Origin of the sequence: Amycolatopsis sp. ATCC 39116, from assembly GCF_000231075.2 — a bacterium.
GTDB classification, from domain to species: domain Bacteria; phylum Actinomycetota; class Actinomycetes; order Mycobacteriales; family Pseudonocardiaceae; genus Amycolatopsis_E; species Amycolatopsis_E tucumanensis.
Genome location: NZ_AFWY03000003.1, coordinates 252,401 through 268,909, shown reverse-complemented (window position 1 = coordinate 268,909; position 16,509 = coordinate 252,401). Strand labels below are relative to the sequence as shown.

Below are 16,509 nucleotides of genomic sequence, written 5' to 3'. Positions count from 1 at the left end.
TCGGAGAGGGTCCGCGGGGTCGTGCGCGGCGCGGTGCCGCTCAGCGCGGCGTTCAACCCGGTGCGCAGATCGCACTGCCAGCGCTCCGCCAGCTGGGTCAGGTACCCGGCGCCGTGGATGTGCGCGGCCCGCACGGCCTGCGGCAGGAGGTCATCGAAGGTGCGGTGCAGCGCGGGCAGGTCGAGGTCCCGGCCCAGCAGCGCGTAGGCGTTGTCCGCGTGCTCGACGGTCTCCCGCAGGACGTCGAACGGCACCGACGGCGTCGGGCGGGCCGGCACGGCGGGGATTTCGGCGCCCTGCCACGCCGGATCGAACCGGTTGAAGGTGAACCCGCGCTCGACGCGCCGCACGTTCCACGGGGCCACCTCGGTCGGCGCGGGTGGCCGCGGCACGGGCCGCTCGGCCAGCATCTCGCGGGTCCGCGTGCTCAGCCGCTCCAGCTTGACCTGCTCGAAGTCGAGTCCCGCCGGCAACGCCCGCCGGATCTCGTCCTCGAGCGCGAGCATGTCGGCCAGCGTGGTGAGCTGACGGCCGGCACGCTGCTGGGCCATGACCTCGAGCACGGCCAGCCGGCCGACCACCTCAGCCGACGGAACCGGGAGCTTGCGCCGCCGCAATCCGCGGAACAGCCGCTCCGCGGGCAGTTCCTCCAGTTCGTGACGGGACTTGCCGATCTGGAAGGCGATCTCCCGCGCGGTCACTTCCGGGGTCAGTCCCGCCGCGACCGCGATCCGGATCGCGGGGCCACCCCGGCCGCCTGATTCCAGTCTCGACGCGGACCTGGCGCCGCCGAGTTCGCCGTCGTCCCCGATGACCACCTCGGCCGGAACGCTGCCGACGTGGAACCGGACGCGGCCGCTGCCCTCCTCGTCGATCCTGACGCGCGGCAGGCCGGCACGCACGGACTGCATCGCGGGGGCCAGCACTTCACCGGCGCTCGTGTCCACGACGCGAGCGGAGATCACGACCCGGCCGTCCTCACGTGACGTGGTGATCTCCAGCCGCCCTCGCCGCGCGGGCGGTGCCGGGTCCAGGTCGCGCGTGCCGGTGGTGATCCGCACCTCCGATCCCGGAGGCAGCGTGGCGCCGAGCTTCTCCAGCTGGTACCAGCTGAGCTGCCGGGTCGGCCAGTGTTCCATGTGGACGGTCACCGGGTCACGGGTGGCGGCCGGGGCGCCGGCGGCCTCGGCCCGGTGGACCGCGAGCCGCTCCTGAGCGTGCTGCAGCTCGTAGGTGTGGTCGTTCGGCCGGGCGGAGAGACGCTTGACCGCCTCGGTGTAGGCCGCCATGTAAGCCGCCGCGTCGGTGGCGCCCTTGCGCGCGGTCACCGTCACCCCCGGCTCGCCGGTCAGCACGATCTCGGTGGCGCCGAGGGTGACGAGGAGGTCGACGAGATCGCCTGCCTCGTTGCGCACCTTGCTCGCCGGGAAGGTCACGGCGCTCTGCTCGGCGGCCCGTGCCCGGAACAGGCCGCCGTCGCGGAGGGCTTCGAACGCGGCCACGATCTCGCCCGTGGACGGTGGGTGCGAGATCGCCTGCAGGCCGTCGATCGTGACCTCGGCGAAGGAGCCGCGTGCCGGGGCCGCGGGGGCGATGTCCCGTCGCGACTCGGGCCAGGTCAGATGCCGGGCGGACAGGACGACATCGGCGGGGCCGGGGGCCGGCAACGCGGACGCCTCGCCGACCAGCAGGCGCGGGCCCTCGGCTCGCGGCACGGCGGGGAACTCGCGCGGCAGCGCGGCGACGAGCCGGCGTTCGCCGGAATCCGACGTCTCCTCGTGCACGCGCAAGAACCATTCGCCGAACGCCGCACGCGCCTCCACGATGAGGTCCGCGTCGGTGTCCGGGCCGAAGGCGACCACGACGCGGCCGTCGCTGTACAGCAGACGTGCCACGCGGGCCGCGGCCGCGCCCATGCCGCCGGTGACCGGATCGCGGGCGAGCCGGTCCAGGACGATCTCGTCGTACTGCGCCGAGTCCGCCACCTCGTCCAAGCGCCGTGCGTCGAGCGTCCCTGTCCACGGGGTCTCGGCGTGCCACGGCAGCCCGGGTTCGGCCATCTGCGCCCGCGGTTGCTCGTACCGCCCGTCCGCGGCGAACTCCAGCGCGAGCAGCCCGGTGGCGCCCACGGCCGCGATATCTGCGGGCGACGGGAAGCGCTCCGTGCCGAACGGGTGCTCGGCGGCGCGGCGGAGGACCTCGTCCGCCCGCGCGACCTCACCACGCAGGACCTCGGCCAGGTGGGCGCGTACGGCGTCCTGGTCTCCCCGCAGCTCGGAAGGGGTCAGCCGGTGGCCCCGCACGCGACGCTCGACGTCCTTGACCGTCTCGGTGTCCCAGCGCTTGGCCCCCTCGACGCGGGCGAGCAGGTCTGTCACGACGGCGCGCCGTTCCCGCAGCAGCTCCACGACCTCCGCGGCGTCCCGGCGGCCCTGGTCGTCGGCGGCCCAGCCATGGGCGCCCGGCTCGAACCGCTTGACGCCGGTGATGGCACGCGAGGGCAGGTGGTCGAGGTCGAAGCCGGCGCCGCGCAGGGCGTTCTCGATGACGGCGCGGTCGGCGTTCCGGCCGGTGGTGATCGACACGGTCGATCCGACCGGCAGCGCCGCACCTGCCGCGCGGAGGACCTCACCGGTCAGGTCCGCGTGGTCCCACCGTTCGATCCGCAGCCGCACCGGCGGCCGCGGCTCCACGGTCTGCGCGGCGGCCGCCGCCTGGTGCCGGGCGTGCTCCGCGCGGGCGTGCTCGAGCATCGCCCGCAGCCGCGCGTCGTCGCTCCGCGAAAGCTCCGCTTCGATCCGGTCGATCGCCGTGGCGTAGACCTGGGCGTAGCCGGACGCGTCGGAGGGACCCTTGACCATGTGCACCGCGACGGTGTCGGTCCAGAGGCCGGTGAACGTCAGGTCGGTCGCGCCGAGCGAGACCGCGGCGGCGACCAGGTCGCCGGCGTGCGGCGCGAGGTCCGCACTCGTGACCATCGACACCCGGCCGCCCTCCGGCACGGCCTCGAAGGCGTTGGGCAGCGCCCCGATCGCCGGGCCGGTGAAGGCGTCGATCTGCACACCCTCGAAGTGGACGGCGTCGAACTCACCCACGGGCAGCGGGTTCGCCGCGGCATCAGGCTGGGTCACGGCGTCGGTGTTCACCGCGAGGTCGCCGGGGCCCGGGGGCGGCGTGCCGGGCGCGCGATCGCCCCCGATCACAAGCCGGTTTCCGGCCGGGATGTCCGGGTCCACCGGCCGTGCGCGCTTCGCCCAGCCGACGAGACGTCCGTCGCCCCAGTCGTCGATCTCGGCGCCGATCTCACCGAAGTACCACTCCAGGGCGGCGCGGATCTCCGCCACGGGAGCGCCGCGTTCGACCTCGACCACGAGACGTCCGTCGTGGCGCAGCGAGCGCCAGGCCGCGCCGACGACCTCGGCGACGCCACCGGTCGCCGGCTCCGGCCGGACGCCGCGCAGCACGATCTCCGGGGCGGGCTCCCCGCGTGCCGATCGCACGGCGTCGGCGGTGGCGTCGTCGACCACCAGCTGTCCGGACGGCGCCGGCCGCGGACCCGGCGCGGTGCCCGGATCGTCACCACCGTCGTCCCGGGACAGGTCCTGGAACGCGGCCCACGTGCCTGCGGCGCGCAGGACGTCCTCGCCCGGCCAGGGATCGGTGTAGCCGTGCAGCAGGACCGGTGCACCCACCTCGACGACGTCGTTCGGAGACGGGAATCCGGTGGTGCCGAACTCGTGCTCTGCTGCCCGGAGCAGCACGGTGTCGGCATCCCGTACCGCGAGCCGCAGCCGGTCGGCGTGCAGCGGGCCGTGCTCGGTCTGGAACGGGCTGCCCTGCCCGAGCGCTCGGGCCATCGCGTCGCGCTGCTCGCGCAGGTGTGCCAGTGCCCGCGCGGCGTCCTGCCTGCCGCGCTCCCCCGGGTGCCAGCCGTACCCGGCCTTGGCGAGGTCGACGCCACGGTGGCCGCTCACCTCGTGCAGGAGATGGGTGAGACCGGCCTCGCGGTAGTTCGCCACCAGAATCTGGTTCACCTGCGAGGTTCGCTCCGAGTACCGGCGAGCATCAGGAGAGTCCGGGTTGCGGTGCTCGGCCCACATCCGGCCGTCCGGCTCGCGGTGCAGGCGCACCTGCAACGTCGCGTCGTCCGCGTTGCCGCGGCCGATCGCGAAGGTCAGCGTGACGGTGTCCCGGCCGGCGGCGCTGACGGTGGCCAAGTCGGCGAGCCGGACCTCCCGGCTGGTCAGGTCGATGTAGGGGAACCAGCCGCGCACCGTCTGCTCGATGTCCGGCGCCCATTGTCCGCGGTGCGGGAAGAACCCGGCGATGCCGTCCGGCCGCTCACCCGGCTCCGGCGCGGGGGCGCCCTGGAGCGGCACGTCCATCGGCGACCGGGTGTATCCGCGGAGGACGGCCTTGTCGGTGCTCGTCTCCAGGGTGACCTGGACACCCGCGGTGTCCAGGATCGTCCGGATCACGGCCACCGGAGCGGCGGCGGACGTGCTGATGTGGACGGTCGACCCCGCAGGCAGTGCCTCAGCCAGCTGGGCGAGCGTCTCGCTCGTCAGGTCCCGGTGGTTCCAGTGGTCCAGGCGCAGCTCGATCGGGCCAGGGCGCCGTCCCGTCGCGGTGTGGGCGGCGAGCCGCTCGCGCGCGTGCGCCAGCGCGTCCCGCAGCTCGGCCGGGGCGTCCACGTTCGCCGCTCCTGCCGCTTCGAGGCGCCGCACCGCTTCGGTGTACACCCGCGCGTAATCGGGGTCCTGGCCCTCGGCGAACCGGCTGGGTCGGCCGTCCAGCTGTTCGATGGCGGGGCCGCCCTTGCGGGCCGTGATCGCAACGCCCACATCCCCGGTCGCGGTGATCGAGACGGCCCCCGAAGCGATCAGCGCGCGCATCAGATCGGGCAGGTGCGGAGCGACCCGGACGCCACCCGTGATCGTCAGCGTGCCGTCCGTGCGCACAGCCGACATCCCGTTCGCCACCGCCGCGATCGCCGGCCCGGTGAACGCCGCCGGCGGCAGGTCCTCCAACAAGACCTGGGCGAACTCGCCGTCCGGCACGGTGCGCGCGATGTCCGCCCCGGCGGTGAACACCGGCCCGGGTCCGGGTGCGGTCAGGACCGGGCGGCCGCGCGGCACCCAGGCGACGATCTGCCGCGCGCCGTCGGAAGCCCGCTCTTCGCGGGTGCGGGCGAACCACTTGCCCAGGCTGTCCCGCAGCTCGCTGACGTACTCCGGCGCCGCTGTGTCCGGGATGCGCACGACGAGCCTGCCCTCGGCGCTGAGCAGGTGCCACGCCTCCCCGGCCGTCCGGCCGAACCCGCCGGTCCGCTCGTGCCGGGGCAGCTCGCCGAGGACGATTTCGTCGTGCACAACGTCGCGGCGCTGCAGCACCAGGTCCGCGCCGGTCGCGAGTTCCAGCACGGCCACCGGCCCCGGCCGCCACGACGGTTCCCGCGCGGGCGCGGTCAGGTCCTCGCGGAAGCGGAGCGACGCCGGCTCGGTCAGGGCGGCCCGGCCGGGCGCGCCGAGCTCGGCGATCTCCCGCGGCGTCGGGTAACCCGCCGTCGCGTACTCGTTCGCATCCGCGCGGCGCAGCACGTCCTCGACGGCCGCGATTTGGCTCTGCAACGCCCCGGCGTCCGGCACGCCGTGACGGCGGAGAGTCTGTTCGACGCCTGCCCGCGCCCCGAGCGCGAGCTGGCGGTCCAACCGTGCGGCACTGTCGCGCAGGGTGCCGAGCTTCTCGGAGAGTGCGCCGATGACTTCGCCTGCGGCGTTCCGCCCGGAGGCGCCCGGTGCCCAGTCCTGGCCCGCCAGCGCCCTGGCCACGGCCGTCTCGCCCGCGGCGAACTCGTCCACAGAGGACACGCCCCACTCGCGGTAGCGCTCGCGCAGGAACTCGTCCAGAGCCGTGGCGGCCGGCGAATCGGCGAGGTGGTCGTGCCGCGCCCGGAGCGTGTCGCCGTCCCAGAAGAAGGTGCGCAGCGCGACGAACTCCTCGCCGGCGGAGGCGAAGCGCAGGTGGACCGAGTTCTCATCGGTGCGAGCGTCCGCGAGGTGCACTTCCGCGCCGGCGAAGGTGGTTTCCCGTACCAGGCGGGCGAACCCGCGACCGGCGTCCGCAGAGGACAGTGGCGTGCCGGGGCGCGGAACGAAGTCACCGATCCCCACCGGCGCCGGCACCACGGGCTGCACGAGGTTGGGCAGCAGCCGCAGGGCGTGGGTCATCGTCTTGCCCAGGAGCACGGTGCGGTGGGCGGCATCGGCCGGCATCCACGGCAGCTTCACCTCGGCGAGACCGTCGTCCCCTGGCGGGTACAGGCGTGGCCGCGGCGCGTCCGGATCGACCGTCACCCGGGCGCGGAAGGTGTCGCCCTGCGAGTCGGTGAACTGCCACACGCCCTGCTCGTCCTGCTCACCGTGGCGGTTGCGCATCCAGGCGCCCAGCGCCTCGGCGAATCCGTCCTCCGGGTCGGCCGCCTGGTCGACGTTCCAGGGACGTCCCAGGACGTGGTGCGGCCGTTCCCGGAACGGGACGACCTCGGGTTCCCCGAAGACGTTTCCCTCACCCGGGGTCTCGCCCGGCGCGGAGTGGTAGGCGAACGCGCCACCAGCGAGGCCGCCGGGGTCGCGGCCGGTACGCGGCGCCGGAACCGGCGCGGTGTCGGTGTCGACGCGCCCGGTGCCGAACGGGTCGTCACCGCGGTGCACGGTCCGCGCCGGGCGGGCCGGGCCCTGCGCCGGCCCATCCCCGCGGTCCGCGGTCCGAGCCGGACCACCGGCCTCCGCCGGACTATCGCCGCGGTGCACGGTCCGCGCCGGGCGGGCCGGGCCCTGTGCCGGGTCGCGACGGGTGCCCGGGCCGGTCGCCGGGCCGCGCGACGCGCGCCGGGCGTGCTCGGCCAGCTTCTCCGCGTCGCCCTCGCGAAGGTTCTCCGCGACCTTGGCGGCGAGCGTGGACCGTTCGGCCGGGGTGGCGGGCTCGGGCTGGTGGGAGAGGCGGCTGACAGCGTCCAGGCCTCGCCGGACCCGTCCCCACGACAGCTGGGTGCCGTCGCCGAGCGCGGTCGCGGCGATCTCCGGCCGCTCCGCCCGCTCCGGCGAGTCGCCCTCGTACCGGGTGTGCACGGCCGGCTTGAACCGCTCGATCGCCCGGAACCTCGCCCACGCGCCGCGGGCGAGGTAGATCGCCGGGCCGGCGAGTGCGAACGCCCCGGTCGCCGCCAGCACCACCGGATTGGTGGTGATCATCGACGCGCCGATCGCGGTCAGGGCGCTCTGCGCGAAGAACATCGCGCCGGGACCGAGCTTGGCGCCGACCCGGCCCTCCTTGCGCTCGATCTTGAAGCCGATCTGGGTCAGTTTCGCGGTGGCCGCGGTGAGGCTGGTCGCGACGACGGCATTGAGCCAGTTCCCTTCCGCGATGTACTGCACGGTGAGCGCCGCGTTGCCCAGGGTCAGCAACGGGAACGCCAACAGGTTCTGGAGCTTGCGCATACCCGGCCGCGCCACCGGGTCGTACTGCGCCCAGATGCCGGGCACCGCGGTGATCGCGAAGAACAGCGAGGACGGCACGTAGGCCAGCGACACCCACGCGGCCAGCCCCACCGTGTGCAACCCCTGGTACAGCTGGTTCAGCCCGTTCACCAGCCACGTCAGTGCCGTGACCACGTGCGAACCGCGGCCGAAGAAGCCGGCGGTCGGGTTCATCCGGTTCATCGAGTCGGCCGTGGCGCCGATGATCCGGTTGACGTAATCCTTGAGCTGGGAGAACTTCATGTTCGCCCAGACCCGCCTGCTCTGCGCGGTCACGCCGTCCGGAAGTCTGAAGTGGACGGTCACGATGTAGTCGATCAGCATCTGCTTGACCCGCTGCTCGAACTGCGTGACGACGCGCTCGACGATGTGCGCGAACTGCTCGCGGAGGTTCTTCCCGCCCGGCGCGATGTCGTTGACCATCAGCTGCCGGGTCATCTTCATGAGCCGGTGCACCGACTCGACGTCGACGCGCTCCCGCTCCATCATCGACTCGACAGTGACGCGGAGGTCCTGCCCGTGCGCGACCTTCAGGTTCGACAGCAGCGACCGCGTGACGAACGCCATGCCCGCGATCGCGGTAGCCGAGCCGACGATCGCCGCGGGCACGGCACCGACCACGACGGCGGTGGCCGCGGCCGCGGTCCCTGCCGTGACGGTCGTCCAGCCGACCAGGCCGCGGTTGCGCCAGTACTTGTGCAGCTTCCGCTGCGTCTCCTCGGTCGCGAGGCGCTGCTCCTCGGTCCTGGTGACGTCGTCGAACACCTTGCCGACGAACTTCCGCCGGTCCTCCGGGCTCAGGTCTTCCGCCGCCTGCAACGCGAAGTGCGCGGCGATCAGCGCCTCCACCGGCGTTTTCGAACCGTCCCGCTCCACGGGCTCGAGCCGGTCGCGGTTGCGCAGCTGGGCCCAGCGCTCGGCGACCGTCCGGCGGATCTGCGAGCGCATGTCGCGCACGACCTGCCCGGCGGCCTCCGTACGCCGGAAGTCGCCGTAGGCGATCCGGTAGGCCTGAATCGACGACTGGATCTGCGGGTTCTCGCGCCAGATCCCATCCCGGGTGCCGGCCGGACCGGCCGCCTGGCCTTCGCGCGGGCGGAAGCCCTGGTCCCACAGCTCCTGCGCGCGGGCGTGGAAGGCCTGCCGCACCTCCTCGGGCGCGTCGGCCATGGTGTCCAGCCAGGCGTCGCGGTGGTCGGAGTAGTACTCGTCGACGAACCGCTGGCTGCGGTCGTCCGGGGTTTCGGCCTGCCGCGCGTCGGACCCGTCGCCCATGCCGACACCGGGGCCGACGGCCTGGTCGGGGTGCGGCACGAACCCCTTTTCGACGAGCTCGGCAGCCTTGCGGTGGAAACCCTCCTGGACGTGCTGCGGGTAGTTCGACAGCAGCTCCACCCAGGCGTTGTGGTGCCGGGAGAAATACTCGTCGACGAACCGCTGGCTCGCGTCCCGCTCGGCCTCGTTCATCACCCGGACGTAGTTGCCGCCGCGCATCTTCGCGACGATCGCCTCCCCGTCCGGGAAGCGCTGCATGATCGCCCGGTAGACCGGCTCCATCTCGGTGGAGTGCCGGTCCAGCTGGGTGCTGGGCATCATGCTGATGCCGTCCGACCCGAAGATCAGCCGGTCCTGGTACTTCACCGCGAACTCGATGAACCGCTCGAACACCGCGGGGTCGTCGCGCATGTACTGGCCGAGCGGCGTCCACGAGAAGTCGTAGTGCAGGCCGGGGACCAGCTGCATCATCCGGTCGAGCATGTCGATGTGCTCGGGGGTCAGGTGGGTCCAGTTCCCAACGCCGAGGTGCGCCCAGATGATCCGGTTGTCCCGGAACTCGGGGTGGTGCTTCATCAGCGCCATCATCGGGATCAGGCCGCGCTCGTCCGGCTCGCCCGCCCGGAACAGCCCGTTCAGGTCGACGGTGGCGAACCCGTTGTCCTTGTGCAGCAGGAAGGTCTGGCCCGTCATCCGGTTCCCGCGCAGCTTCGACAGCAGGTGCGGGTTGAACATTCCAGGCACCTCCGCGGGCAGGCTCGCCGCCATCTCCGGATGCCCGGCCGCGCGCAGCAGGTACCGCAGGGTGTCACCGTTGCGCACCAAGTGCTCCAGGTAGTCGGCCTGGTCCACGGGCGAGGTCACGGACTGGGAGTCGCCGACCAGCGCCCGGGCCTCCTCGGCCGCGGTGCCGGTCAGCCTGCCCTCGGCCAGGTCCTTCTTGACCTGCACGGCGGCGGCGACGGTCAGCTTCAGCTGGTTGATCCACCGGGGGTTGTAGGTGGTGTTGGCCTCGTCGCCGAGGAGCTGCTTGATGGCCTCCTTGTCGTCGGTCTGCTCGGCGCCGAGGTAGGCGAACTCGGCCATCAGCATGGTCAGGTCGTAGCCCTCGGCGCCGGTGATATCCCAGCGGGTGCCGACCAGGCCCACGTCGGCCCGCCACCGCACGTCCTCGGACATCTCGCGGTACATCTTGAGCATCAGCGCGTCGGCGAGCTTGCCCTGCAGTTCCAGGACGTTCTTCTTGTCGATCAGGCCCGCGCGCAGCGAGTGGACCAGGCCGTAGTAGGTCGCGCCACTGGCCGCGGCGAGACCGAACGCCCGCTCGCGGATCGCCGAGTACAGGATCCGCCCGAGGTCGCCGCGCGCCGCCCGGTAGCGCAACTGCCGCTCGGCGAGGCTCATCTTCGGCTCCTGCTTGAGCCACTCGAGCAGCTGCTTCATCCGGGTCTTGGCTTCTTCGGTGTTCTCCCGGCCCGCCCCCAGGTACTGGTTGTCCAGCGCGTAGCTGAGCAGGTGGTGGTGCACGTCGCTGATGTCGCGGGTGGACAGGCGGTTGGTGAACATCGCCAGCGCCGTGTCCATCGACGTGCCCAGGTCGAGCAGCTGCTGCAGGGCGTCCGGCGAGTTCGGGTCGATCGCCTCGACCTGCGCGATGAGCCCGTCGATGTCGATCAGCGCCTGCGTGCCGAGGAACCGGCGGCCGAGCTTGGCCAGCAGGCCGCGGCCCTCGAGGTAGCGGTCGACGTACGGCAGGCTGTATCGCGACTCCGTCTCGGCTCGGCCGGAGGCGACCACTCGCCCGGTGATCTCGCTGACCTCGGCGTCGGTCAGGCCGGTGCGGTGCGCGATCTCGACGAGCCGGACCCCGTCGTCGGCGGCGGCGTTGACCGCCGGGCGCAGTGCGTTCACGTATTGCTCGTGCGCGGCGTCCCGCTCACGCTCGGCGGCCAGGTAGGCGTCGATCGCCCGGTCCAGCTCGGCCTGCGCGGCGCGGACGGAGTTCGCGGCCTGGCGCAGCACTTCGGCCCGGTTGCCCCGGAACGGCAGCTCGGCGTCGGCGGCCTGGCTCGCGGTGACGTACCGCACCGGGAGGTTGAGGGCGTTGGCCACCACCTGCGCGGCGCCGGGCGAGTCGCCCTCGTTGCGCAGCAGGCCCGGCACCCAGCCACGGCGTTCGTTGAGCCGCGACCGCGCCTGGCGCAGGTCCGCCGCGGCCGCGCGGTATCGCCGCTCCGCGGCGCGGCGAGCCGGTTCGTTGGCCCGCACGGCACGGGAGAGATCGCGGCGGGTGCCCACCAGGTCGCTCGCGCGGAACCGGCGCACCCCGTAGGTGATCTTGTTCGTGCGGTGGTCGAACTCCCGCGGTGTGAAGCCGGGCCGCCTGCTCGCGTCGAGGATGCGAGCGAGCGCCTGGGAAGTCGCGTTCCGCGCGGCCCAGTCCGGCAGGCCGTCGTCGATCGCGTCCTGGCGGACCCGTTCCAGTTCGCGGACGCCGCCGTCGCGCTCCCGGGTCCACCGCTGCTCGGCCTCGACCTTGCGGTTGCCGGCGTTCTCGGCCGCCACCAGGAGGCGATCACGGTGGTCGGCGACCAGCCGCACGGTGTCCGCGGCGTCCTGCCCGATGATCTCGCGCGCGATCTTCGGCGGCGGCTCGACCACGCGCGCGTTCGGGAGCACCTTCGCCGGTTCGACGATGCGCGCCTCGATCTCCGCGCGGGGAAGGTCGTACGCCGTCTCCAGGGCGTCGAGCACCCGGCCGTCGTTGAGCGGGACGCCGAGCAGGTCGGACAGCCGCTGCGCGACCCACGGCAGGTAGGACTCGTCGTCCTCGATCGCGTTCAGCGCGGCCAGGTGCGCCTGCTGCGCGCGGAGGAATTCCGCGTGCGCCTCGCCGACCCGGTCGGCGATCCCGTCCACCGCGGTGCGCAGCGGCTCTGCCTGCGGGAACAGCGCGGTGAGGTCCATCGACCGGATGCCGAACTCCGCAGGCAGCGCCGGGTCGGCGGGGATCGCGGGCAGCAGGTCCGCCTGGCTGTCCGGCGCGGTCGCCGCGCGGGGCGGCGGCGGGTCCCCCAGCCCGAGCGCGGCGTGCCGGTACCCGAGGACGTTTCGCAGCCCGTCGGCGACCATGCGGACCTGGGTCGCCTGCGTGGCGCCCGGCGGCACCTCGACGACGTAGGGCCGGTGGTCGCCGACCGCGACCCGCAGCCGCGGGGCGTCGATGCCCTCGACGGTCCGGAACTCGACGCGGAAGGGCCTCCCGCCGGAGTCGGTGGCCCGGACGGTGACCGTGCCGGTTTCCGGGCCCGCCGTGACGAGCAGGTCGCGAGCCGAGCTCCCCAGACTCGCCCGCGCCACCCCGCGCTCGGCCACCGCGGCCGGGATGGCTTCGCCCCGCTCGTGCGAGAACCGGACCGCGTCCGGCGTGTTGAGCTGGGCGCGGAAACGGGACAGCGTGATCTGCAGGACCGCGTCGGCGACGACCGCGGGCAGCGTGTCACCGAGCGCCGCCAGGGGCAGCTGGATGTCGTAAGTGTTGCCGGTCAGCAGCCCGAACGTGTCGTCGCGCGGTGGGACGCCGTCGCGCAGGTCCTGGAAGTACGGCCACACCTCGCTGCCTTCGCGGACCACGACGGTGAAGGGCCGCTGGTCGCCGTAGGCGATCTGGAGGTGGACCTCGCCCGCGTCGACGCGCGTCGCGGTGACCTGAACGGGGTGCCCGGCCATCCGGGCGACGACGGTTTCGGCGAGTGTCCGCATCGGACCGTCGCTGCCGTCGCCCTGGCGGATCCAGGCGGGAGCAACGGGTTCCACGACGGGCGCGGGACGGGACCGGATCTCGGCCGGCGCCGGCGACTGGATCTCCTGCGGGCCGGGCCGCAACGGCTCGGCCTCGGCGAGCGCCCATTCGGCGGCGAGGCTGCGCAGCTCGGCGGTGATCATCTGAGTGCGGATCTCGTCGGTGGCGTCGCGCGGCACCGTGAACCGGGCCGTCCCGACCCAGCGGCCCTCCGGCTCCACGAAGTGCCCGTCGCCGAGGCTGATCCGAGCGCGGAACGAGCGGCCGGCGCGGTCGATCACCACGACCTCGACGTGGTCGGCCTCGCGCACGCTGGCGGCCTGGCCGCCATGGCTCCGCAGGCCGGCGTCGACGACGGCGCGTTCGACGGAGGCGTGCAGCGCGGCGATGGCGGCCTGCTGGGCCTCGTCCGGCGCCGCGGCGGGTTCCGGCGCCGCCGTCGGCAGCAGCCTGTCCAGCGCTCGCTGAGCCAGCTCCGCCGGCGTCGGACTCGGGATGGTGTGCCCGATGCTCGGCAGCAGGATCTCCGGCTCCTGGGACCGCGCTCCGACAACCGAGCGGAGGAGCCTGTTCAGGTCGCGCGCCCGACCGTCCTCGTCGGTGAACGCGGGAATCGCCATCCGTTCGACGCCGTCGTCCCGGTTGGGCAGTGTGGCGATGTACGGGTAGATCGCCGTCCGGATCTCGACGGACCGCTCCCGACCGGCCGCGCTCACGGTGATGCCGTCCGCTTCTCGCACCACGGTGAACTCGGAGTCGCTCCACCCCAGCTCGCGCATCGCGGCCGCGATCTCGCCGGTGCTCACCAGCTCGGGCGCCGCGGTGAGTCCGGAAGGCAGGTTCGTGCCAAACCGCTCCTCGATGCGCCGGACCTGCTCCGTGATGTCCTCCGCCGGCGCGCGGGGCGACAGGTGGACGGACTGGATCGAGCCGTCGGCGTAGTACAGCTGGACCAGCACCAGGCCGTTGCGGACCCGCGCCATCACGTGCACCGGAGTGCCCCGGCCGGCCGGGGCACCGTCCAGGGCCATCGTCAACAGCCACTGGTCATCCGCGTTCCCTTCGGCCGGGGGCACCACCTCATCCACGTCGACGACACGCGCGGTCGACTCCACGATCTGGCGCAGCGCGTCCGCGATCCGGTCCGCCCGGCTGCCGTCCCCGGCCCACTCCGAGACCACCACCTGGTTCGATCCACCGGGTGAGGAGATGGCGAAGACGTCGGCGTCGTCCCCGGACCGGATCTCGACCCGGTGCGTCCCGCCGGCGCGGTCGCGCACCGTCAGGTCGGCCCCGTCGGTGTGTTCGGTCAGCATGAACGAGCCGTCCCGCACTCCCAGCCGGGCGAGAGCAGTCGTCACGTCCTCGACGACTCCGGTTGCCGGTGGCTCGGTCCCGAACCGCTCCTCGACAAGCCGGACCTGCTCAGCCAGCTCTTCGGCGGGCGCGATGGGCTGCAGGAACACCGTCGCGGTGCGCTGCCCGCGGTAGTGCACTCGCACCGCCACGCGATCCCCGTCGACGTGCGCACTCACGTGGACCGGGGCTCCGAGCTCCGCCGGCAGACGGTTCTCCGCCATCCGCAGCAGCCAGAGGTCCTCGTCACGCCCCAGACTCGGCTCGACGATCGGCTCTCCCCGGCTCAGGGCGAGTGTGAAGCGATCGACGTGGTCCGTTGTGGACGGGTACCGCCACCGCAGGACCTCGGTCAACAGCTCCGGCGTCCAGGTCCGCACCTCCGCCAGCTCCGCAGGCAACGCTCCCTGCAACCCCCGCACCCACTCCAGCAGAGCGAGGTGGTCCTCGATCTCGCGCTGCAACATCAAGTCCGCCGGCGATCCCTCGAACTCCGCCGCGGCCACTGCGGGGTCGGGGCGGAAGGAGGTGATGACCTCCTTCACCAAGCCCGTCGCCATCACCGCGAGCGGGTCGCCCGGTCGCAACCCCACCCGGCCCGATGCCCAGTCGTACACCGCCGCCGCACCGACGTACGGCGACAACCGCTCGTACGCCGCGCCGTCGGAGACGAACTCCGCAGCCAGACCGTCATCGGTCAGCTCGAACGCCGAAACGGCCTTCTCCTCGATCCGCCGCTCCAGCTCGGCGATCGACACACCCAGCACGTCGGCCAGCGCCCGGAGATCCCGCTTCGCGAAGTCGGCGATGTCCTGGCGCGCCCCCGCGTCCAGGGTCCCGACCACGGTCTCGGCCGGTGTCCGCACGCCGTGGAAGTCCGGGTTCGGCAACCACGTGACGGATTCGATCTCGTCCGCGAGGTCCCGGCTGACCTGCCACCAGCCGGAGATCTCGCTCAGCGGAACACCGGAGTGCAGAACGAGGTTCTGCTCCGTCGCTTCGTTCCCCTGGAGGGCGTTGGTGGCGTCGACGTCGAGACCACCCGGAGCGTGATGTTCGTAGATCCACCCGCTTCGCGAACCCAGGATCCGCAGCGCGGCCACGAGGTCGCCGCCGGACACGACCAGGTGCCACGGCGTCTCGCCGCCATCCAGCCCGCGGACGTCCGCAGCGGTGGGCGTCCGGCCGCGGTTCACAGCGGTGATTCCACCGCGGGCCGCCACTTCGGCGGGGCTGAGCGTACTCACGTGATAGACCGGAGCCTGGGGATGCAGCCGGGTGCGCTGGGCGCCCGGGACCGGCTCACCACCGGGATCGCTCAGCGGCACCGTCCGCAGGTTGGCTGGCAACGGATCGCCGGGGCGAGGAGCGACGGTACCGCGCTCACGCGTCGCGCCTTGTTCGTGCTGGGCCAGTGCGCGGTTCAGTTCCCACACCCGCGCTCGGGACCCGCGGCGGCTCTCGCCGGCGATCTCGTCCGGCACGAGCCGGCCGGGAACCGGTCGGCGGTGCTCGGGGACCGCGGCGATGACGGGACCGGTCATCGCGTCGATGGTGCGCGGCACCATGTCGAGCCCCTGGCGGAGCACGAGTTCCAATGCGATCCGCCGGGCGGCGCCGTCGACTGGCACACCCGGCGTGACGACCTCGATCGGTGCTTCCTGCTCGATCCGGTCGCCGACCCGGAGCGCGCCGACCTGCAGCCACGGCCCGGTCAGCTGGTCGTCGGCCCGGAACCGCAGCGCGAATTCGAGACCGCCCGTAGTCGTGACGAGCCAGAGAACGCCGTCGTCACCGGGGTCCGGCACGGTACGCACCGACTCCACGCCCGCCACCCCCTCGGCGAACAACTCCGCGAGGGTCGAGTCGATCGCCGCCGGGTCCGCGGTGCTCTCGCCTCGCGGCCAGACCTCCGACAACGCGAGAGCGCGCCCGGGCAGCCGCACCGAGCCGTTGCTCGCGAACCGCATCACCGCGGTCCTGGCCGCCCTGCCCATCTCAGGGACGAGGGCGGACCGCACCGGGTGCTCGCTCCTGGTGTCGGCCTCCGGTGAGTAGAGACCCTGGAACCCGAGGGTGTCGATCGTGCCGTCAGGACGGGTCACGCGCACCGCGTCGGCGACACCGGAGCGCCCGTCCGTCCTCACGCCGTCGATCAAGAGCTCGACTCGACCGTGATCACCGACGTAGGCGCCCTCCGCGGTGTTCCACGTCAGCCGCGCGTCCCAGCCGGGGGCGCCGTCCTCGGCCCCGGGCACACTGACCACGAGCGACCCGGTCGTGGGATCCGGCTGAATCCAGACGATACCGGCGTCGTGGCCAGGGGACGAGTAGTACAACCACCGCCCGGACAACCGGTCCACCGCCACCGGTTCAGGCACGTGGTGCACGGCGAGCGTGGTGGCGCCGTCGAGCATCCGCTCCCACAGGCGCTTTCCGGGCGTGGGCACCTCGAGGTCGTACAGCGACGCGATCGATCCCGTGTGGACCTTCCGCGGGGTGGAGCCGACGATGTCGAACTCCCGGGCCAGACCACTG

The 16,509-nt window shown here is 73.0% G+C and carries 1 protein-coding gene (running past both ends of the window); it reads right to left on the bottom strand.

This entire window lies inside a single protein-coding gene on the bottom strand: locus AMY39116_RS0305970, encoding an EndoU domain-containing protein. The 52,914-nt coding sequence extends 17,356 nt beyond the window's left edge and 19,049 nt beyond its right edge, so the window shows coding positions 19,050-35,558 — codons 6,350 (partial) to 11,853 (partial); the first complete codon in reading order (the gene reads right to left) occupies nt 16,506-16,508. Both the start codon and the stop codon lie outside the window.